The sequence below is a fragment of the Amycolatopsis sp. WAC 01375 genome, assembly GCF_003947325.1.
Classification (GTDB): domain Bacteria; phylum Actinomycetota; class Actinomycetes; order Mycobacteriales; family Pseudonocardiaceae; genus Amycolatopsis.
Window position 1 is genome coordinate 201821 of record NZ_QHHW01000026.1, and the last position, 21851, is coordinate 223671.

General features: G+C 67.9%; 16 protein-coding genes. All 16 read left to right on the forward strand.

The window, feature by feature from the left end; all coding sequences use genetic code 11:
• Nucleotides 1-219 precede the first annotated feature (219 nt).
• Nucleotides 220-1368 (forward strand): MFS transporter, encoded by a 1149-nt coding sequence (locus tag DL991_RS16550; RefSeq protein WP_125785205.1) that lies wholly within the window; start codon nucleotides 220-222, stop codon nucleotides 1366-1368.
• Between the two features lie 17 nt (nucleotides 1369-1385).
• Nucleotides 1386-2627, forward strand: a complete 1242-nt coding sequence (locus DL991_RS16555) for a cytochrome P450 (RefSeq protein ID WP_125785206.1) — start codon at nucleotides 1386-1388, stop codon at nucleotides 2625-2627.
• Between the two features lie 31 nt (nucleotides 2628-2658).
• Entirely contained in the window at nucleotides 2659-3210 is a 552-nt protein-coding gene (locus DL991_RS16560) for a dihydrofolate reductase family protein (protein ID WP_125785207.1), read from the forward strand.
• 165 nt (nucleotides 3211-3375) lie between these two features.
• Nucleotides 3376-5670 carry an excinuclease ABC subunit UvrA gene (locus DL991_RS16565; protein ID WP_125785208.1) on the forward strand — a complete coding sequence of 765 codons (2295 nt, stop codon included), beginning with the start codon at nucleotides 3376-3378 and terminating at the stop codon, nucleotides 5668-5670.
• 133 nt (nucleotides 5671-5803) lie between these two features.
• The gene (locus DL991_RS16570) at nucleotides 5804-6085 is read left to right on the forward strand and encodes a DUF6235 family protein (RefSeq protein WP_125785209.1); all 282 of its coding nucleotides are present in this window, start codon (nucleotides 5804-5806) and stop codon (nucleotides 6083-6085) included.
• A gap of 116 nt (nucleotides 6086-6201) precedes the next feature.
• On the forward strand, nucleotides 6202-6771 hold the full coding sequence (locus DL991_RS16575; RefSeq protein WP_233598874.1) for a response regulator: 570 nt from the start codon (nucleotides 6202-6204) through the stop codon (nucleotides 6769-6771).
• A gap of 645 nt (nucleotides 6772-7416) precedes the next feature.
• A complete protein-coding gene (locus DL991_RS16580; protein WP_233598871.1) occupies nucleotides 7417-8310 on the forward strand; it encodes a ParB/RepB/Spo0J family partition protein in 894 nt (297 codons plus the stop codon).
• Between the two features lie 436 nt (nucleotides 8311-8746).
• On the forward strand, nucleotides 8747-9010 hold the full coding sequence (locus DL991_RS16585; RefSeq protein WP_125785211.1) for an acyl carrier protein: 264 nt from the start codon (nucleotides 8747-8749) through the stop codon (nucleotides 9008-9010).
• Between the two features lie 34 nt (nucleotides 9011-9044).
• Nucleotides 9045-10199, forward strand: a complete 1155-nt coding sequence (locus DL991_RS16590) for an LLM class flavin-dependent oxidoreductase (RefSeq protein WP_158632639.1) — start codon at nucleotides 9045-9047, stop codon at nucleotides 10197-10199.
• A complete protein-coding gene (locus DL991_RS16595) occupies nucleotides 10196-11425 on the forward strand; it encodes a cytochrome P450 (protein ID WP_125785213.1) in 1230 nt (409 codons plus the stop codon). The genes DL991_RS16590 and DL991_RS16595 overlap by 4 nt, the downstream gene beginning before the upstream one ends.
• A complete protein-coding gene (locus DL991_RS16600; protein WP_125785214.1) occupies nucleotides 11418-13403 on the forward strand; it encodes an amino acid adenylation domain-containing protein in 1986 nt (661 codons plus the stop codon). The genes DL991_RS16595 and DL991_RS16600 overlap by 8 nt, the downstream gene beginning before the upstream one ends.
• An 11-nt stretch (nucleotides 13404-13414) precedes the next feature.
• Nucleotides 13415-18217 carry a non-ribosomal peptide synthetase gene (locus DL991_RS16605; protein WP_158634429.1) on the forward strand — a complete coding sequence of 1601 codons (4803 nt, stop codon included), beginning with the start codon at nucleotides 13415-13417 and terminating at the stop codon, nucleotides 18215-18217.
• Nucleotides 18214-19188: a thiamine pyrophosphate-dependent dehydrogenase E1 component subunit alpha gene (locus tag DL991_RS16610; protein WP_125785216.1), complete on the forward strand. Its 975-nt coding sequence runs from the start codon at nucleotides 18214-18216 to the stop codon at nucleotides 19186-19188. Before DL991_RS16605 ends, DL991_RS16610 begins: the two co-directional genes overlap by 4 nt.
• Complete coding sequence (locus tag DL991_RS16615) at nucleotides 19185-20168, forward strand: alpha-ketoacid dehydrogenase subunit beta (RefSeq protein WP_199746475.1); 984 nt, start codon at nucleotides 19185-19187, stop codon at nucleotides 20166-20168. The genes DL991_RS16610 and DL991_RS16615 overlap by 4 nt, the downstream gene beginning before the upstream one ends.
• A 7-nt stretch (nucleotides 20169-20175) precedes the next feature.
• Nucleotides 20176-20757, forward strand: a complete 582-nt coding sequence (locus tag DL991_RS16620; RefSeq protein WP_125785217.1) for a TIGR03086 family metal-binding protein — start codon at nucleotides 20176-20178, stop codon at nucleotides 20755-20757.
• Nucleotides 20758-20893: 136 nt separating this feature from the next.
• Nucleotides 20894-21424: a hypothetical protein gene (locus tag DL991_RS16625; RefSeq protein WP_125785218.1), complete on the forward strand. Its 531-nt coding sequence runs from the start codon at nucleotides 20894-20896 to the stop codon at nucleotides 21422-21424.
• Nucleotides 21425-21851 lie beyond the last annotated feature (427 nt).

A 21851-nucleotide genomic window follows, 5' to 3' on the forward strand; every position in this document is an offset into this window, starting at 1 on the left:
TGGTTAACCTCTCGGGTATGAATTCCTCATTTTCGCCGATAATTGTCCCATCATCAAAAAATCACACTGCCGCCGACCATACCCGCGCGGCACGCGGCCGCACTTCTCCATAAATGCGGTAAATAATCGTGGTCGTCTCCCGAATTCCGCTGCTAATCTGCGAATGTCCGCCTTTCGGCTAAAACGCGATTACCCAGCCAGGAAAGGACCGCCTCGGCCATGGTCGCCGTCATCACCGCAGCTCCGCGGACCGGCACGGTCTTCGCCGGATTCGCCGCGTACGGCGCATTGTGGGGCCCGTACCTTTCGATGTTGCCGGACGTCCGCCACGCCACCGGCGCCGGTGAGGCGCAACTCGGTGCCGCGTTGCTGATCGGCGCGCTCGCGGCGATGCCCGCCATGTTCGCGATCGGCAAGCTGCTCGACCGGTTCGGCCGCCCGGTGGCCGTCGCGACCTTCGCCGGATTCGCGCTCATCGCACCGACGCCCGCACTCGCCGGATCCGTTCCTGGCTTGTTCCTGACCTTGGGTTTGTTCGGATTCGGATCCGGCGCCTGCAATGTCGTCGTGGTCGCGCTGGCGGCGTCCGCCGAAGCAGGCGACGGGCCCCGCGTGATGAACCGCGCGCACGCGTTGTTCAGCGTCGGCCTGTTGACGTGCAGCCTCGGCACCGGGGCGGCGCGGAGCGCGGGTGTCCCCGCCGAGGTGATCGCGCTGACGCTTTCGACGCTGGTCGTGATCGGCGCGGTCGCGGCGAGGAACTCCGTGCCGGGACGGCTGGTGCGGCAGGGCCGCGAACCGGGAAAGCGGTTGCGGCTCGGCTCGACGGTCCTGCTGCTGTGCCTGCTGGCCGCGCTCGCCATGGTCGTGGAAAGCGGCGTGCAGCAGTGGAGCGCGGTGTTCCTTGCCGACGTCACCCGGGCACCGGTCGGGATCTCCGCCGCCGCGCCCGGCATCTTCGCCGCGGGCATGGCGCTGGGCAGGCTCGGCGGGCACCTGCTGTCCGGCCGCGCGTCGGACCGCTTGGTGCTGCTCGCCTCCGGCGCGCTCTCCGGGGTGGGCGTGCTGCTGCTTTCCCTTGCCGACGCGCCGGTCCACGGCTTGATCGGCACCGCCGTGGTCGGCGGCGCGATCTCGGTCTCGACGCCCACCGTCTACGGGCTGATCGGACGCGGCGCGACGGCGGAGGACCGCGGCGCGGTGATCGGCTCGGCCGCGTCGCTGGCCAGCGTCGGCCTGTTGCTCGGCCCGGCCGTGGTCGGCCAGATCGCCGGCCACACCGACCTGCGGGTCGCCATCGCGGCCTTGTCCGTGGCCTCGGTCGCGGTCTGCCTGCTCGCCCTGCGCGTGCCCGCCCGGAACGACTGATCGACAGGAGGGACCAGATGGCCGACGTAACAGGAGGTCGTGGAGGCTCGGATTTCGCCGAGGGACGGCATCGGCGGCTACTCGTCGGGGACGACGTCCCTGCCGGATGCCCGATGAGCTCCCGCCCGCGCGACGGGCGGCGTGAATGGCTGGTGAGCGGCTATTCCGAAACGCGTGAATTCCTGCGTGACAAGCGGTTCAGCCGGGCCGTGCTGGCCGAGACGACCCATCCGCGCGGCCCGGCCACCCGGATGTCGGTGACCGATCTCGACCCGCCCCGGCACACCCGGATCCGGAAGCTGATCGGCGGCGCGTTCTCCGCGCGCCGGGCGGAGCAGCTGCGCGGCTACGTGGAAACCGCCGCCACCGACCTGCTCGACCGGCTGATCGCGGCGGGCCCCACCGCGGACCTGCTCACCGATTTCTGCGCCCCGCTGACCTTCAGCGCGCAGGCCGAGTTGCTGGGGGTGCCGCGGTCTCGGCGCGACGCCGTCCGCAAACGCGCGAACGCGCGCCTCGGGAAGCCAGGCTCCCCGCGATCCGCCGTCTACCAGGGCGAACTGCTGCTGCACGACGAGGTCGCGATGATGCTCGCCGACACCGAGGACCCGCCGTCCGGGCTGATGGCGGAACTCGTCGAGGCGCACCGCTCGGGGGCGCTCGACGAAAGCGAGCTGACCGGCCTGGCGGCGTCGCTGTTCTTCGACGGGCACGCGCTGGCGGCCGCGCAGATCACCAACACGGTGCTGTGCGTGATCTCCCGGCCGGGACTGCTGGCCGAGCTGGACTCGAAGCCGGCGGTGCTGGACGCCACCGTCGAGGAAGCGCTGCGCTACAGCCCCGCGGTGAACTTCAGCATGACGCGGATCGCGACGGAGGACGTCGCCCTCGCCGGCAGGCGGATCGAACCCGGCGACCTGGTGACCGCGCTGCTGCCGGTGGTCAACCGCGACGAGGGCGTCTTCGCCGAACCGGACCGGTTCGCGATGGACCGCAACGGCAGGCACCTGTCCTTCGGGCACGGCACACACCACTGCATCGGCGCCCACCTCGCGCGGGTCGAGATCCAGTCGGCGCTGCGCGCGCTTTCCCGCCGCGCACCGGAACTCTCGCTCGCCGTACCCGAATCGTCCCTGGACTGGACGGTCTCGCCGACGATGCGCGCATTGTCCGCGCTGCCGGTCCGCTGGAGCTCTTCCGTCGTGCTGGATCCTTTGGAGCGTCGCGAGCGGCAGTGGGAGGATCGGCCCGCGGCCTGAAATCGGGCTTCCGGCCAACGAAGGAGTTCTCATGCGTGAAATCGCCGCGGGATTGTTCATGTCGCTGGACGGGGTGGCGGAACGGCCCGACCGCTGGATGGGCCGGTACTGGTCGGACGAAATGAGCGAAGGCATCGCCGAGAGCCTCGCCGCCTCGGACGCCATTCTGATGGGCAAGGACACCTACCTGGCTTTCGAGCAGATGTGGAAGCCGCAGGGGGACAGCAACCCGATGGCGGCGTTCCTCAACGGCACGCACAAATACGTCGTTTCTTCGACGCTCGACGAAGCGTCGCTGACCTGGCCGGACACGAGCTTGATCACCGGTGACATCGCCGGCGCGATCACCCGGCTGAAGGAAGCGCCCGGTAAGACGATCCGCGTGCCCGGAAGCCCGAAACTGGTGAGCTGGCTGCTCGCCGAAGACCTCCTGGACGAGCTGGCGCTCAACATCATGCCGCTGGTGGCGGGCGAGGGAGCACGGCTGTTCGACGGCGTCGGCAAGGAGATCCCGCTGACACTGACGAAGTCGAATTCGCTGAAGACCGGCGTCATCGGAGCCGTCTACAACCGGGCGGGCTGAATTCACGGAAATCGCGGCCGGGCACCGACGTGAAAAATTCATTGTCACGTCGTGACGAAAACATACCCCGATCGCACGTGAATGGACTACCGGGGAAGCATCGGCACTGCGATACTGGCGAGCAGGCGCGATCATTCACGCGCGACGGCGAGGAAAGGACCTTCTGTGACTGCCGCAGCCCGCAAGACCAAGCAACCGGCGGGTGAGGGAATCCGCGTCACCGGCGCTCACGAGAACAATCTGAAGGATGTCTCCCTCGAGCTCCCGAAGAACCAGATCACGGTTTTCGTCGGGGTGTCGGGTTCCGGGAAGTCCTCCGTCGTCTTCGACACGATCGCCGTCGAGGCGCAGCGTCAGCTGAACGCCACCTTCCCCTGGTTCATCCGCAACCAGCTGCCCAAACACGAACGACCGCATGTGGACAGCATCGAGAACCTGACCACCCCGGTCGTTGTCGACCAGCGCCCGCTCGGCGGGAACGCCCGTTCGACGGTCGGCACGGTCGCCGACATCCATCCGCTGCTGCGGGTGTTGTTCTCGCGTCAGGGAAAGCCCAGCGCGGGCAACCCTTCGCTGTACTCCTTCAACGACCCCAACGGGATGTGTCCCGACTGCGAGGGCATCGGGCGCGCGCTGCGTCCGGACCCCGAACTGATGCTCGACATGACGAAGTCGCTCGACGAGGGCGCGATCCTGGTGCCGGGCTACCCGGTCGGCAGCCCCGGCTGGCAGTTCTACGCCAACCACGACGCCATCAACCCGGCCAAGAAGCTCAACAAGTACACCGCGAAGGAGATGGACACCCTTCTGCACGGCAAGGAGGGCAAGGTCCAGCTCACCTTCAAGAACGGCAAGACGCAGACACTGACATTCGAGGGACTGGTCGCGAACTTCACCCGCCGCCACCTCAAACGCGACACCGGGTCGATGAGCGAGAAGACCCGCGCCCAGGCGGAGAAGTTCATCACCGAGGGACCTTGCCCGGCCTGCCGCGGCGGACGGCTGAGCGAGGCCGCGCTGGCGACCGAACTGGCGGGCAAGAACATCGCGCAGTGGTGCGAACTGCAGATCACCGATCTGATCGAGCTGATCCGGTCCATCAAGGACAAGCAGACCAGCGCGATGGCGCAAGGGGTGCTGGCCGCGCTCGAGCGTATCGAGGCGATCGGCCTCGGCTACCTTTCGCTGGACCGCGCGACGACGTCGCTGTCCGGCGGTGAAGGGCAGCGGCTCAAGCTGGTCAAGCACCTTGGCAGCGACCTGACCGGGCTGACGTACATCTTCGACGAGCCCAGCGTCGGCCTGCACCCCCGTGACGTCGGCAGGCTCAATGACCTGCTGCGGGCGTTGCGGGACAAGGGAAACACGATCCTGGTGGTCGAACACGACCCGGACGTCATCGAGATCGCCGACCACGTGGTCGAAATCGGGCCGCGCGCAGGCGTGCACGGTGGCGAGGTCGTCTTCCAGGGGACGTACCGGCAGCTGCGCGCCGGCAAGACGCTGACCGGGGCCGGGCTGGCACGCGCCGGTGTCGTCAAGACGGATCCACGGCCTGCCAAGGGAAAGCTGCCGATCAAACGGGCTTCACTGCACAACCTGAAGAACGTCTCGGTCGACATCCCGACCGGTGTGCTCACCGCGGTCACCGGTGTCGCGGGTTCGGGCAAGAGCTCGTTGATCTCCGGTGTCTTCCGCGAGGCGCATCCGGACGCGATCTTCGTGGACCAGACGGCGATCGCGGCGTCCTCCCGATCGACGCCGGCGACGTACCTCGGCCTGATGGACCCGGTGCGCAAGCTCTTCGCGAAGGCGAGCGGCGCGAACGCGGCGTTGTTCAGCTTCAATTCCCAGGGCGCCTGCGAGGAATGCCAGGGGCGCGGCGTGCTGATCACCGAAGTGTCCTATATGGATCCGATCACGACGCACTGCGAAAGCTGCGACGGGCGGCGGTTCAAGGATGAGGTGCTCGCGCACAAGCTGCGCGGCAAGTCGATCGCCGACGTGCTGGAGCTGTCGGCCGAGCAGGCGGCGGAGTACTTCACCGAGACGCCGGTGCTGGCGAAGGTGAACGCGCTGATCGAGACCGGGCTCGGGTACCTCGGGCTGGGGCAGGCGCTGAGCACGCTGTCCGGTGGTGAACGCCAGCGGATCAAGCTGGCGGACCGGCTGTCCGGCGGCGGCAACGTCTACATCCTCGACGAGCCGACCACCGGCCTGCACATGACCGACATCGACATGCTGCTGGGCCTGCTCAACGGCATGGTCGACGCGGGGAACACGGTGGTGGTGATCGAGCACAACCTGGCGGTGATCGAACAGGCCGACTGGATCATCGACCTCGGCCCCGGCGGCGGCAAGAACGGCGGCGAGATCGTCTTCACCGGCCCACCCGAGAAGCTCCTGACCGCGGAGAGCTCGCTGACCGGCGAGTACCTCAAGCGCTACCAACAGGCCTAGGCTCCTCGGTTGGAGGGGACGTCCCGCGTGGGGCGTCCCCTTCGGCATGTTCGGCTCGTCCGGCGCAGGATGCGAGACGCCCTCCGCCGCCGGAATCCGCCATGCTGGGAGCCGGTTCGGTGAGGAGGCTCGGATGGCGGTGCGGCTGGAGCTGACCGGCGGGCTGGAATTGCTGGATTCGATTCCGGAAAGCGAACGCACGACGATTTTCACCGCGTTGTTCGCCATCTGCGACGGATCCGCGTTCCTGACCTACGGCGTTTTCAAGGTCGGCGGCGGCCCCGATCGGTTCCTGCTGACCATGGCCCCCGAACTCGCGATCCGGATCCGGATCGATTGGGCGCGTTCGGAGTTCGAGCTGCTCGGGTTCACCAGGAAAGCCCTCTACTGGCCTCAGGAGCTGGACGCGCTGTGAAAGCCGATTCCGTCGCGGCATCCGGCTGCGGACAATGACGTGACCGGCCTCCCCTGATCGCCGCACCGGAATGCGTATTCCGAGGAATCGCCGCGGCGTTCGATATTGCCGTGAAAATGCTGCTTGCCGAAGATATGCACATGGTCCGTGGTGCGCTCGTCGCGCTGCTGAACCTGGAACCCGACATCGAGGTCGTGGCCCAAGTCGCTTCGGGTGATCAGATCCTCCCGACCGCGAAGTCCGTCCAGCCCGACGTCGCGGTCATGGACATCGACCTGCCGGGCAAGGACGGGCTGACCGCTGCCATGGAGATCCGCGAAAGCCTCCCCGGCTGCCACACGCTGATCCTCACCAGCCTCGGCCGCCCGGGCACGGTCCGGCGCGCGCTCGACGCGAAGGTCAACGGTTTCCTGCTCAAGGACAAACTGGCCAACGCCGTGCGATCCGTCGCGCTCGGACGGCGCGTGATCGACGGCGAACTGGCGCTGGCCGCCCGGGAAACCGACGACTGCCCGCTGACCACCCGCGAGATCGAGATCCTGCGGGTGACCGCGCTCGGGCGCGACGTCACCGGTCCGGTGTTCCCGACCTCGCGCTCCTGGAGCGACCGTCGCCCCAAGGCCACAACGGCGGTGTCGCGCCCGGCTAGGTGTGCCTTCGCGACGATGGAGGATTTGGGACGCTGAACGTCCCAAATCCTCCATCGTCAGCGCTACGGGTGGTCGTGAGGCCTTCGCTCGACCGCCTCCGAATCAGGCCGATGGCTCGACGACGGCAATTTCGTTCTTAACCCAACGAACGGCGCGAAAGAATCCTCCCGCCATTTAACGACCGATCCCCGGGATATTCACGGACGAATCAGCCGATCCGTCGTTCGGCCGGTTCCTGCGGTTCCTTCCGCCCGCCGGGGTCCAGACCAGGTTGCGCGGACGACGTGCTCCCGTCAAGCGACTTACGGCGCCCTGCCGAGTTTGCCTTACCTCTCAAGGGTTCTACCCGACGTCGACGGCAACGCACAGTAACGAGCAACTCAACGACACCGCACGAAACTCACCAAGCCGCCGAGTCCGTGGTCGAACACCCAGGCGACCAGCAGTGAGCCGGCGCGGCTCGACTCGCAGCACTTGACAACCACTCCCGACCGCTTGAATAGTGGAAAAGGTTTGACATTCACCAAGTGCTCTGGGGGCTAGAAGATGTTAAACTGGCATAAGGAGAAAACTGCGGACGGCACGCAGATCCCCACAGCCAGGAGGGAAGGTGAGTGGGCCTCCGCGGGCTCGGATCCACCGCTGGGCGAGGTCGTCGAGGTATCGCTCGACGAGTTGACCATGGAAGACTCTCCGAGGGCGGCGGGGGTTGATCCGGCGTACGCGCGTGTGCTCGCCGAAACGGACGCCCCGCTTCCGCCGATTCTCGTGCACCGTTCCACGATGCGAGTGATCGACGGCACACATCGGTTGCAGGCGGCGCGACTGAAGAAGGCCACCGTGATCAACGCGCGGTTCTTCGACGGCGACGAGCAGGCCGCGTTCATCCTCGCGGTGAAGTCGAACATCGCGCACGGTCTGCCGCTTTCCCTTGCCGACCGCAAGACCGCTGCCTGCCGGATCCTCGAAGTCCGCCCGCACTGGTCCGACCGCGCGATCGCGGCGGTCACGGGCCTGTCGCACAAGACGGTCGGCAAATTGCGCCGTCGTTCGAGTGGGGAAGTTCCCCACTCGAACGCCCACGTCGGCCGGGACGGACGCGTCCGGGCGCTGGATCCGACACAAGGACGGCGGCGCGCTCACGAGCTGATTTCGAGCAATCCCACCGCCTCGATCCGGGAAATCGCCCGTGGCGCGGGGATTTCCCTCGCGACGGCGCACGACGTGCGCCATCGGCACCGCCACGGCGAGGACTCGTCACCCACGGCGACACAGGGCAAGTCCCCGGCGAGGCCACGCCTTCGGCAGACCGAAGCCGGCGACCCCGGCACGACACCGGGCGCCGACAATCAAGCGGCGATGGAGCGGCTCCGCTCGGATCCCACCATTCGCTACACCGAGTCCGGGCGCACCTTGGTGCGGTTGCTCGACGGTCATCTGAACGACCGCGACGAGTGGGATCAAGTGGCGAGGAACATCCCCGAACACCGGCTGGAACTGATCTCCGAACTCGCCAACGCACGGGCGGAGGACTGGCGGCAGTTCGCGGAACTCCTCCAGAAACGCAAGCGCTGATCCGGTCCGAAGTGCAATGCCGCGTGACCAGGGTGGCGCGGCCGAGGAGTCGTGAGTGGTAAGTCCGTGAAGGCCTCCTTGAGGGACCCTGGGTCCCTCAAGGAGGCCTTCACGGACTCGGGCCTGGCATCAACCGCAGCCGGAACCACGTAGGTATCTGAAACACCCTTGGCTCTAACGACCCAAAACACTCACGACGTATCCGCGAAGAACAAAGAACACCGGCGACGGGGACGGTTGCGGATCGCGGGCGCTTCGAGACACAATGGAGTCACTGGGCGGAACGGCAGAGCGCACACTGTGGTGCTTTTCTCTGCCGCACCAACGTAAACAGGCCTGAAACCACCGGCCTGGTCCGCCGCGCCCGATCACGGCGGGAACACCTTTCGAACTCATCCATTCGCGCCCGTATGCGCGGATTCAGCAAAGGGGACACATGAACGCGGAAGACGCGCGGACGGAATTGCGTCAGCAGATTTTCTCTCTCCTGTCCGAAGTCGCAGGCGGCGTTCTGGAAAACCAGACCATCGAGGCGGACACGGAGTTCCCCGAGACGGGTATGAGCTCCATCGAGTACCTGGCGCTCATCGAGAAGATCGAGACGAAGCTCGACGTGTTCATCGACCTCGAAGAGAACGAGGATCTGACCACTGTGGACAAGTTCTGCGACTACCTGTTGGAGCAGGTCCCGTCGGCCTGAGCCCCTCTCCCCGGACCCAAGATCAGGAGTTCCAGTGATCACGCACACCAAGGCCTTCGGCTGCTTCCTGCCTCCCTTCCACGACCCTTCGGTCAGCCCGCACGCGTCGCTGAAGCGCGACATCGAGCTGTGCGGCCTGGTCGACGACCTGGGTTTCGACGAGATCTGGCTCGGCGAGCACCATTCCAGCGGCTGGAGCACGCTCAGCTCCCCTGAGATGCTGATGGCGGCGCTGGCCCGCGAGACGCGCCGCATCCACTTCGCCACCGGCGTGATTCCGCTTCCGTATCACCATCCCCTGCATGTCGCGGAACGGATCGTGCTGCTCGACCACCTCACCGCCGGACGGGCGATCCTGGGTGTCGGCACCGGGACCTACGTCCACGACATGGAAATGATCGGGGTGGATCCGGCCTCGGTCCGCGATCACTTCCGGGCCGCGCTGGCGACGGTGCAAGCGCTGCTCAACGGCGAGACGGTCAACACCACGACACCGTGGTTCACCGCGAAGAAGGCCGTCCTGCAACTCCAGCCGCTCAGGGGCGCGGGAGCCATCGAGACCGTCGTCGCGTCTTCGCTCAGCCCGGCCGGAATCGAGCTCCTGACCGACACCGCGACGACCCCGACCGTCCACGTGGCGCCGCCCTGGGGCTCCATCCGGCCCGGTATGGACCCGGATCCGGTCGGCGCGCTGACCGAGCGGGTGGAGTCGTACCGGAACAAGTCCGCCGGCGGGACGCGGGTCCGGTGCAACGTCTTCGTCCACATCGCCGACTCCCCCGCCGCGGGCGTGGAAGAACTGCTCGAGGGCTTTTCCGCGCTGCGCCGCGGCCTGTACCGCAACACCTTGGGCATGCCCATCCCGGACTCCCCCGTCGCGCACCGCAAGACATTGCAGAACCTCGTCGACACGGGCGGGTTCATCGTCGGCGACGCCGCGACCTGTGCCGCCCGGATCCGCGATCTCCTCGACCGCGTCGGTGACCCGGTGTCGCTGAACTTCTTCGTCCCCAGGTGGGTTTCGCATCAGGCGACCCTCGAACAGCTGACGGGGCTCGCGCACGAGGTCCTGCCCGCCCTCACCGGCGGATACGACGGCACCACCGAGTCCATCCGGCTGACCTCGGAAGAAGCCGCCCGTCAGCTGAAGTCCCGGACCGAGCTGGTCGGAAACGGAGGCGACAAATGAGCCCCACCACGGTGAAGCTGGACTTCAGCTCCGACGAGTTCCTCGCCGACCCTTGGCCCATCTACAAAGAGCTCCGGCGCTCTGAGCCGGTGTACTGGTCGGAGGCGTTCAACGCCTTCCTGGTCACCAGGTTCGAAGACGTGCAGAACCTGCTGTCGGATCGCGAGGTCGGCAGCGGCTTCCCGATGCGCAGCAGCAGGCGGCTGTTCGGCCGGACCCTGCTGGACACCGACGGCCCCCGCCATCGCGATCTGCGGAAGCTGTTCATGCCGCTGTTCGCAGGCGGATCGGTGAAGCGGCTTCGCACGGAGATCCTCGTTCCCGCGGTCGACCAGGTCCTCGACTCGATCGAGGCCGAAATGGGGGCCGAGAACAAGGTCGACGTCGAGTTCATGGAGCGGGTCGCGGTCGGCGTGCCGTACGCGATGGTCACCCGGCTGTTCGGGTTGCCGCCGGAGGACGCGGCCTGGCTGCGCCCCCGGGTCCTTCCGCTGGCGGGCGCGATCGAGTTCCCGGCGACCTCGCTGGACTCGGCGCTCGCGGCCAAGGCGGAGCTGATCGACTATCTCAAGGACAAGCTCGCCCGTCGCCGTGAGGGCGACAGCATGCCGTTCCTCGACCTCGTCTTCCCGCCGGGCGAACCGCTCGACGAGTCCATGCTGGGCACGGCCACACTGTTCCTGCTGGCGGGCACCGAGACGAGCGTCGCCACCATCGGCAAGATCATGTACGCGATCCTGGCGCACGATGTCGACCTGTCGACGTTGGCGGACCGGGAGTACCGCACCCAGGTGGTCCGCGAGACGCTGCGGTGGGAACCGCCGAGCCACACCATCCTCAGGTACGCGACCAAGGACCTGAACCTGCATGGGGTGGACATCCCGCGCCGGTCCGCGCTGCTGCTCTCGCTGGGCAGCGCGAGCCGCGACGAGAACGCCTTCGAGGACCCGGATTCGTGGCGCCCGGAGCGGACCGACCAGCGGCTGCTGGCGTTTTCGGCGGGCCCGCACACCTGCCTGGGCATCCAGCTGGCCTTGGCGGAGTTCGACACGCTGTTCGAGCGGCTGTCGCAGCGGTTCGGCGGCGTCCGGCTCAGCGGTTCGCTCGACGGCGTCCGGCCGGGTTTCTGGCGGCTGCGGGAGCGGGGCCACATCTTCCGGCGGCCCGATCACCTCCATGTCCGGCTGGAGCGCAAGCGCGCGGGGAGCAGCGAGGCCGATGCCTGATGTGCTCGCCGCTCACTACGAGCTGAAGGCCGAGCTCGCGGTCGAGCCCTCCGAGTACCGCCGCGCGGCACTGGTACTGGCCGCGTTCGCGGTCACCCTGTGCCGGTGGACGGCGGCGGGCGAGGCCGCGATCTCGATCGCGGGGCGGGTGATCCGGATCCGGGTCGACGACGAGGCCCGGATCGAAGACTTCCTGGGGTCGGTCCACCCGGTCGGCGTCGTCGAAGACGGTCCGGTGGATCTCGTGCTCAGTTCGCTGCACGGGGATCTGCGCTCCGGCGAGGTCCGGTTCGTCACCGAAGTGCCAGGCTCCGAGCACGGGTTCGTCGACGACGTCGCCGCCGCGATGAACGAGCTGACTTCCCTCGAAGGTTCGCTGGAGGACGTGCGCTGCATCGCGCCGGAACACCGTCGCATCCTCGACGGGCTGGTCGGCGCGGACACGCCTCCGGCGGGCATCGAAAGCCTGTTCCTGGATCAGGTCGAGCTCCGGCCGCAGGCGGTCGCGGTCCGCGACGCGAGCGCCGAGCTGACGTACGGGCAGCTCGCGCGGGCCGCCGGCGCGTACGCCGGTGTGCTGCGGCGGGCCGGGGTCCGGCCCGGGGACACGGTGCTCGTCGCGACCCGGCGATCCGTCGGCGAGATCGTGGCGTTGCTCGCGATCGTCCGCGCCGGCGCCGCATACGCGGGATTCGACGAAGACGCGCCCGAAGCACGGCTGGCGCGGATCGTCGGCAAGCTGGCGCCCGCGGCAGTGGTGGTCGACGCCGCCTCGGCGGGCCATCCCGTCCTGCGCGAGCTCGTCCGGGTCGATTCCTGGCTCCCTGGCGGGGAGATCGACTCTGATCCCGAGCCATCGCCAAGCAGCGAAGATCCACAAAGGACGGCGTACATCGCGTTCACCTCGGGCTCCACCGGCGAACCGAAGGGTGTCGTCGTCCCGCATCGCGCGGTCACGAGGCTGGCGCGGACGCCGGAGCTCCAGATGCGCCCGGGTGATCGGGTGCTGCGGATGGCGCCGCTGGCGTTCGACGCGTCGACGTACGAGATCTGGGTGACCTTGCTCAACGGCGCGACGCTGGAGGCCTTCCCCGGAAGGCTTCCGACTGTCCGGAAGCTCGAAAAGTTCTTCACCGAACGGGAAGTCACGGTCGCCTGGCTGACCGCCAGCCTGTTCCGGCTGGTCGTCAAGTCACGGCCGCAGGCGCTCGCCGGACTCCGCTGGCTCCTGAGCGGCGGCGAGGTCGTCCCCCACGACGCGGCGGCGCGAGTCCTCGAGTCGTACCCCGGCCTGGTGCTCACGAACGGATACGGGCCCACCGAGAACACCACCTTCACGACCACGCACACCGTGCGCGGCAGCGCGGAGATCGACGGTCCGCTGCCCATCGGCAGGCCGATCGCCGGTACCAAGGTCTTCGTTCTCGACCGGAACGCGCGTCTCGTGCCGCCCGGCGGGATCGGCGAACTGTACGCGGCCGGAGCGGGTTTGGCCGACGGCTATCTCGACGACGAGACCGAAACGGGCAAGCGGTTCGGCCACTTCTCCCCGGACGTGGACGAACGCCTGTATCGCACGGGTGATCTGGTCCGGCTCGACCCGAACGGCGACGTGCTCTTCCTCGGCCGCGCGGACAAACAGATCAAACTCGACGGCCACCGCATCGAGACCGAGGAGATCGGCACCATCCTCGCCGGTCACCCCGGTCTCCGCGACGCCGTGATCGTCGTCGCCCGGCAGCCGGGCCAAAGCCCTCAGCTCGTGGCGGCCGTCGTCGCGCGCCCCGGGCAGGACACGGATTTCCGGTCCCTGCGCGCGTTCTTGTCACGGCAGCTGCCGAGTTACGCGATACCCGCCCGCTGGGTGGTGGTCGACGAGATCCCGCTCACCCGCAACGGGAAAGTCGACGAAAAGGCCCTGATCGAAGCCGCGACGGACCGCGAGGTCGTCGCCGCCCTACGAGCGAACGCCGGATGAAGGAGAAGTCGATGAGGTTGTCGCTCGGACAGGAGCGGCTGTGGCTGGTGCAGCAACTCGACCGGACCAGCGCCGCGTACAACATCCCGATCGTCCTCCGGTTCCACGACGGCGTCGATTTCGAAGCGCTCGACAAGGCGCTCGGCGCGCTCGTCGACCGCCATCCGGTGCTCCGCTGGCGGTTCGTCGTGGACGGATCGGGGACACCCGCGGCCGTACCGACACCGGGCTTCCGCATCCCGGTGGCGCGGCGGACCGCGGGGCCGGGCGAGAACGAGTGGCAGAAGCACACGGCCGACCTGGTCAGTGAACCGTTCGACCTCGCGGCGGCGCCGCCGGTACGCGCGATGGTCGTCGAATGCGCCGACGGATCGGCCGTGCTGTGCCTGGTGAACCACCACATCATCACCGACGGGCGGTCCATCCAGATCGTGACCGAGGACGTCGTCAGGCTCTACGGGGCGGAGACCCTCGCACCGCTCGACGTGACTTACGAGGAGTTCGTCGCGGTGCAGCGCGCCGGCACCGGTTCCGTGGCGGAGCATCTCGACTACTGGCGGCGTGAACTCGACGGCTTCGAGCCGCTGCGGCTGCCGACCGACCGGCCGCGCACGGGTAATCCCGGCTTCGCGGGCGACCACGTCGATTTCGAGTTCCCCGCCGAGCTCACCAAGGCTTTCAGCGCCTTCGCCCTGCGGAATCGCTGCGCCCTCTCCAGTGCCATGGCCGCGGTGTTCCAGGCCCTGTTGTCCCTCCATTCGGGACAGGTGGACGTCACGATCGGCACGGTGCTGGCCGGTCGCGACGACCGCCGGTTCGCCGACGTCCTCGGCTTCTTCGTGAACACCGTGGTGCTGCGCACGCACATCACCCCGTCGATGTCGTTCCGCGAGCTGCTGAAGGTGGCGCGGACCAAGATGGTCGACGCCTACGCGCATCAGCAGGCGCCGTTCGACCAGGTGGTCGCCGAGGTCCGGCCCGAACGGGACGCGGGCCGCAACGCGATCTTCGACGTCGTGGTCGTGCACAACGGGGAGCTCCCCACCCCCGGCGAAGGCGAGATCTCCAGCGTGCCGTGGGCGGGGGTCGCGACCCGGTTCGATCTGGAGCTGGTCACCCACCTGCAGGACGGCAAACTGCACGGTTCACTGGTGTTCCGCACCAGTCTTTTCGACCGCTCCACCGCCACACGGCTCGTCGGCAGGCTCGTCCGGCTCGTCGAACACACGCTGGAACACCCCGACGAGCCGATCTTCGAGGCACTGCGCGGACAACTGGACTACTGGCGGAAACAGCTCGACGACGTACCCGCGGCCTTGGAACTGCCGACGGATCGCGCACGCCCGCCGATGGCGGCCTACCGCGGCGACTCACTCCCCTTCACCGTGGATCCCGGCGTCGCCGAGAGCCTCCGCGAAGTGAGCAGTCGTCACGGCGTCACGCCGTTCATGACGCTGCTGGCGACCTTCGACGTCGTCCTGTCCCGCTACGCGCGCACCACGGACGTGACGGTCGGAGTGCCGACGACCGAGCCGCAGACCGGGTTCGACGCCAAGATGCTGGTGCTGCGCACCGATCTTTCCGGCGATCCCACCTTCGCGGAGCTGCTGGGCCGTGTACGGGAAACCACGCTCGGCGCGTACGCGAACCCGGACATCCCCTTCGAGCGCCTCGTCGAGGAACTGGCGCCCAGGCGGGACTTCAGCCGCACTCCGCTCACCCAGGTCGTGTTCCGGCTGGTGGACGGGCCGTCGCCGGACGTCTCGCCGGTCGGCACGAAAGCGGAACCGTTCGATCTCGAATGCCGGGTCGCGGACTCCGGCGGCGTGCTGGAAGCGCGGATCGACTACAACGCCGAGCTGTTCGACCGGGTCACGATCGAACGCTTCACCGGGCACTTCCGGCAGCTGCTCGCGTCCGTCGTCGCCGAACCGGAGCGGCCGCTTTCGGCGTGGTCGATGATGGGCGATTCCGAGCTCCGCCTGCTGACGGATGACTGGAACGACACGACAAAGGCGTTGCCGTCCCGGGCGACCGTGCCCGCGGTGTTCGCCGAGCAGGTCCGCGCCCGTCCACAAGCGACAGCCCTGGTCTGCGGTGACGATTCCCTGACCTACGCCGAACTCGACATCCGGTCCACCCGCCTCGCACACCGGTTGCGCACGCTGGGCGCCGGACCGGAAACGGTCATCGGCGTCTGCCTGCCCCGCTCGATCGGGCTGATCACCGCTCTGCTCGCGATCCTCAAGACCGGCGCCGCGTACCTGCCGATCGACCCCGAGTATCCCGAGGAACGCCAACGGCTTCTGCTCACCGACGGCGGAGCGCGGCTGGTGATCGCGACCGAGCTGATCGGCGACCCGACCCTCGAAGAGGAGCCGGCGACCGCGCTGGAGACCGGAGTGGGGCCGCGCGATCTCGCGTACGTCATCTACACCTCCGGCTCGACCGGACGCCCGAAAGGCGTCGAAATCGAGCACCGGTCGATCATCCGGCTCGTCACCGGGCTGCCGGAGGGCGTCCTCGGCCCGGACGAAGTGGTCCTGCACGCCTCGGCGATCTCCTTCGACGCCGCCACATTCGAGATCTGGGGTGCCCTCCTCACCGGCGCCACCTGCGTCATCTCGACCGAACGGGTGCTCACCGCCCGGCCGCTCGCGAACGCGATCACCCGGCACCGGATCAGCACGGCGTGGCTGACCTCGTCGTTGTTCAACCACATCGTCGACGAGGACACCTCGGCGCTGAGCGGGCTCCGCCGTCTGCTCGTGGGCGGCGAGGCGCTGTCGGTCACCCATATCCGCCGCGCCGTCGCCGCACTTCCCGGTACGCGGCTCTTCAACGGCTACGGCCCCACCGAATGCACCACGTTCGCCACGTGTCACCCGATCCCCTCGCCTGTTCCCGAGGACGTCACCGGAATCCCCATCGGCCGTCCGCTCGGCAACACGCGTGTGTACGTCCTCGACGAGCGCGGCGAGCTCGCGCCGATCGGAGTGCCGGGAGAACTCCACGTGGCCGGACCCGGTGTCGCACGGGGCTATCGAGGACAGCCGGAGCTCACCGAGGAGCAGTTCGTCCCCAATCGCCACGACACCACCAGCGACCGGCTGTACCGGACCGGGGACATCGTCCGCCACAACGCCGACGGCGACGTCGAGTACCTCGGCCGCGTCGACGACCAGGTCAAGATCCGCGGCTTCCGCATCGAACCCCGCGAGATCGAAGCCGCCCTTCTGTCCACTGAGGACATTTCGCAGGCCGCTGTCATCGCCCGTGAAGACGGCGCCGGGCAGAAGAGGCTCGTCGCGTATGTCAAGGTGCCGGACGTTCTCGACGACACCGCTCTGCGTACTCGCCTGCGAAGCGTGCTGCCGGAGTACATGGTGCCCGCGACGTTCGTGTCGCTTCCCGAACTCCCGTTGACCATCAACGGAAAGCTGGATGTCCGGGCGCTACCGGAACCCGAGGGCGAAACCCGGGCGGACGACACCGCTCCCCCGCGCAACCCGACCGAGGAGAAGCTGGCGGCGATCTGGGCGCAGGTCCTCGGCCGCGAAACCGTCGGCAGGGACGAAAGCTTCTTCGACGTCGGCGGGCACTCGCTGAAGGCCGCGCAACTCGCCGTCCGGATCGGGGAAACCCTCCGGATCGACCTGCCGTTGCGGACGCTGTTCGAGCGGCCCACGATCGCGAAGCTGGCCGAAGAGATCAACGGTGAGCGGCGGACCGATGCCCGCTCGTTCGATCCCGCGGCCGTCCTGCGCGGCGTCCTCCCGGACCAGCTGCCACCACGCGAGTCCGGCACTTCGGAGATCCTGCTCACCGGGGCCACCGGCTTCGTCGGGGCGTACCTGGTCCGCGAGTTGCTGGCGCGGAAGAACGTGCGCGTGCACTGTCTCGTCCGCGCGGCCGACGAAGCGTCGGGATGGCATCGGCTGCGCGAGAACCTGGACCGCTACGGCCTGTGGGACGAGGTCGACCACGAGCGGATCACCGTCGTCCCCGGTGATCTCGCCGCGCCGGGACTCGGGCTCACCGCCGAGACCTTCGCGCGGCTGGCCGGTGAGATCGACCTGATCTGCCACAACGGCGCACGGGTCGACGCGCTCTCCAGTTACGAACAGCTCGCAGGCGCCAACGTGGACGGCACCCGCGAACTGATCCGGCTCGCGGCGACCACCCGGCTCAAGCGGCTTCAGTTCGTGTCGACCATCTCCGCCGGCGAGGAAAACGGTTCCCGCAGCGGTTACGCGGAGACCAAGTCGCATGCGGAGCAGCTGATCACCACCGCGCACGAGCGTGGGATGCCGGCGGCGATCTACCGGCTGCCCCGGATCGTCGGCGACTCGCGCACCGGACAGGGCAACACACGCGACATCATGCTGCGGGTGCTGCGGATCATCCTCGAACTCGGCTGCGCACCCGACACCGAGATCGAGGAACCGTGGATCGCCGTGGACGAAACGGCGGGCACACTCGCGCGGCTCGGCATGGAGCAGCAGCAGGACGGCAGCCGGTTCGTGCTGGCGAGCCGACGACCGATGCGGCTCACCCATCTGGTCGAACTCCTGCGGAGCACCGGCACGGAGATCGGCGTCCGGCCGGTGCCGGACTGGCTTTCGTCGCTCGAAGCCCATTCCCCCGAGGAGCACGCCATCCTGAGGTTGCTTTTCGGATCCGCTTCTCCCACCGGACGGCCGAGCAGTGAGTTCGAACCGATCGTCGTGCCGAGTCCCGACGACGACGCGCTGCTTCGTTACGTCGACCGAATGCTCGTCTCGACTTCCGCAGAAGGGCTGTCGCGAAAATGACCAGTGAAAACCGGATGGCCCTGTACCGGTCCATGAAACAGATCCGGGAGTTCGAAGAGCGCTGCCTGGCGATGGCCATCGCCGGTGAGATCGACGGCGGCATCCACCCGTACATCGGGCAGGAAGCGGTCGCCGTGGGCATCTGCGCGAACCTGACCGACCGGGACTTCATCACCAGCACGCACCGGGGACACGGGCACGTGCTGGCGAAGGGCGCCGATCCGCGCCGTCTGCTCGCCGAACTCCTCGGCACCCTCGAAGGCTTCAACAAGGGCCGCGGCGGGTCGATGCACGCCGCGGACATGAAGCTGGGCATCCTGGGCGCCAACGGGATCGTCGGTGCCGGCGGGGCGATCGCCTCCGGCGCCGCCTGGGCCGCCAAGTCCCGCGGGAACGCGGAGGTCGTCGTCAGCTTCTTCGGCGACGGGGCGATGAGCCAAGGTGTCCTGCTGGAAGCCTTCAACCTGGCCGCGATCTGGTCGCTGCCGGTGCTGTTCGTCTGCGAGAACAACATGTACGCGACGAGCCTCAAACTCGAATCGGGGCTCGCGGGCGGCGCGGCACGGCGCGCGGAAGGCTTCGGGATGGTCGCGCGCACGGTCGACGGCATGGACGTCGAGGCGGTGGAGGAGGCCGCGGCGGAACTGGTCGAAGGGTGTCGCGCGGGCCGTGGCCCGGCGTTCCTGGAATGCCAGACGTACCGGTTCTTCGGGCATCACTCCGTGCTCGAACTCTTGGGCGTCGAGTTCCGCGATCCCGAGGAAGTGGCCCGGTGGCGCGAGCGGGATCCGATTCCTCTGCTGGGAAGCCTGCTGGGCGATGACGTCGTCGCCGAGATCGACGCCGCTGTGAAGAACAAAATCGACGAGGCGGTCGAGTTCGCGAGGAACGCCCCGTCGCCCGATCCGAAGGACGCATTGATGTACCTGTACGCGGGAACGACCGCCGTCCGGCCCGGGGTGATCCTGTGAGCGAGCTGCCTTCCCCGTCGAACTTCGGCTACATGCACGCGATGAACCTCGCCCTGCACGCCGAGATGGCGGCCGACGAAGACGTGTTCCTGCTCGGCGAGGACGTCGGCGTCGGCGCGAGCGGGGTCACGTCGGGGCTGCTGCCCCGGTTCGGCCCGGAGCGAGTGCTGGACACGCCCTTGTCCGAACAGGCTTTCACCAGTTTCGGGACCGGCGCGGCGATGGCGGGCAAGAAGCCCGTGATCGAATTCCAGATCTCCTCGCTGATCTACCTGGTGTTCGAGCAGATCGTGAACCAGGCCCACAAGTTCTCCCTGATGACCGGCGGGCAGGTGCAGATCCCCGTCACCTACCTGGTGTCCGGTTCGGGTTCGCGGTTCGGCTGGGCGGGCCAGCATTCGGACAACCCGTACAGCCTGCTCGCCCACGCGGGGATCAAAACGGTCGTCCCCGGCCTGCCCGCGGACGCGTACGGGCTGCTGCGGTCGGCGATCCAGGATCCCGACCCGGTCGCCGTGTTCGCCCCGTCGTCGTTGCTGGGGGCGACGGATGTGGTCTACGCGGGCGAAGAGGACATCGTCCCGCTGGGCGAGGCGAACGTCGTCCGGGAGGGTGGCGACCTGACGGTGGTGGCGGTCGGCCAGCACGTCGGTACGGCGATCGAGGTCGCCGAGAGCCTCGGCGGCCGGGCCGAAATCGAGATCATCGACCCACGGACGGTGTACCCCTTCGATTGGGAATGCCTCCGCAAATCGGTCGACAAGACCGGGCGCCTGGTCGTGATCGACGACTCGAACCGCATGTGCGGGCTCGGGGCGGAGATCGTCGCGACGGCGGCCGAGGAGTTCGACCTGGTGGCACCGCCGAGGCGGGTGTGCCGCCCGGACGGCACCGTCATCCCGTACGCCCTCGCGCTCGACAAGGCCTTGGTGCCGGGACCCGAACAGCTGATGGCCGCCATCGACGCGACGCTGAAATGAGGTGCCCATGAACGAGATCGCGGACCGCTACCGGCGGACACAAGACGCCTTCGACGCCGTGCTCGCGGCCGTGCCGGAAGACCGGTGGCACACGGCGTCGGCGTGCGAACACTGGACGGTGCGAGACGTGACAGGTCACGTCATCTGGGGTCTGGAGGTGCTGCGGCAGCACGCGGGCGGCCAGGAATTCGCGGTGGAGAACGGGCCCGCGGGCTCCGAGAAGCCCGGCGAACTGGCCGGTGACGACCCGCTCGCCGCATGGCGCGCGACACGCTCCGCGACCGACGCCGTCGTCACCGGCGAGATACTCGACCGGCCGGCCCCGGCGTGGTACGTGGCCAACCGTCCCGATGCGACGGTCACCGACTACCTGGCCTTGCTGACCTTCGACACCCTGGTCCACACCTGGGACATCGGCTCCGCCCTCGGCGTGGACGTGCGCATGGAACCCGACCTCATCGCGCCGTCGTTCTCGCTCGCCCGGCTGATCATCAGCCGCACGCCGGGCACCTTCGGCCCCCGGCTGAAACCACCCGCGGACGCCGACGCCCAGGCCCGGTTCCTCGCCTTCCTTGGCCGCTCGACCTGAGTTCCGCCTCCAATCACGCGAGTTCCGTCCCCAATCACGCGAGTTCCGTCCCCAATCACGTGAGTTCGCCTCCTTGAGGGATCCAGATCCCTCAAGGAGGCCTTCACGGACTTCTGTCTCGCTTATGCTGCCTGGCGTGTACTCACCGATCCCCGTCCTGAACGAGCTGAAGGACCTCTACGACTCGGCCGGCGACTTCATCGCCGATGGCTTCGAGCTGTACGACTACGACGACAAGGACCGTTTCCCCAAGGAGCTGGACGACCCGGAGTTCCTGTCGCGCGTGATTCCCTTCGCCCAGGCGAACGGGAGCGGCTCGACATACGCGATCTGGCGAACCGGCGACGAGACGGATCTCGCCCTCTCGCCCGTCGTGGTCTTCGGCGACGAGGGCGGCGAGCAGGTCGTCGCCCGCGACTTCCGGGATTTCCTGCGGCTGCTGGGCTACGACGGTGAGGTCATGGTCGACCACGACTCGGCCGACTACTTCCGCGAGGAAGACGACGACCACAGCGGCTCGCACGAAGAGTTCGTCAAGTGGCTCCAGGATCGGGGCCTGACACCGGCCGAAGACCCGGACGCCATCGTGGCCGCCGCCCAGGAGGTCCACGGGGAGCGGTTCCGAGCGTGGATCACGCCGTTCTACGAGCGGATCGGCTGGGTCTGACCGGGTCCCGTACGCCTGTCCGTGAAGGCCTCCTTGCCCACCCTGAAGGTCGCGAGCTACTCGAGGCACGCGTCAAGCCCCGAGCGTCCACAAGGGACACTTTCGAGCGGTGAAATGTCTGATTGATGGCTAGATGCGCGGTTCTCAATGGGGGGTCGCGAGTGGCAAGTGTCGTTAGAGCCAAGGGTGTCTTAGGTACCTACGTGGTTCCGGCTGCGGTTGATGCCAGGCCGGTCCGTGAAGGACTCCGGTCAGAGGCGCTCACGTGAGCTTTCGCGGTCGTGGGGATGTCGTGAAGGGCGGCGGTTTCAACTGGTTGTTGCAAGTAGTGCTTTGTCGAGTGCTTGTGCTGGTGTGAGGAGGTCGAGGGTAGGGCGTGGTCGGGTGTTGAGGCGTAGGGCGATGGCGTCGCAGTGGGTTTGGGTGA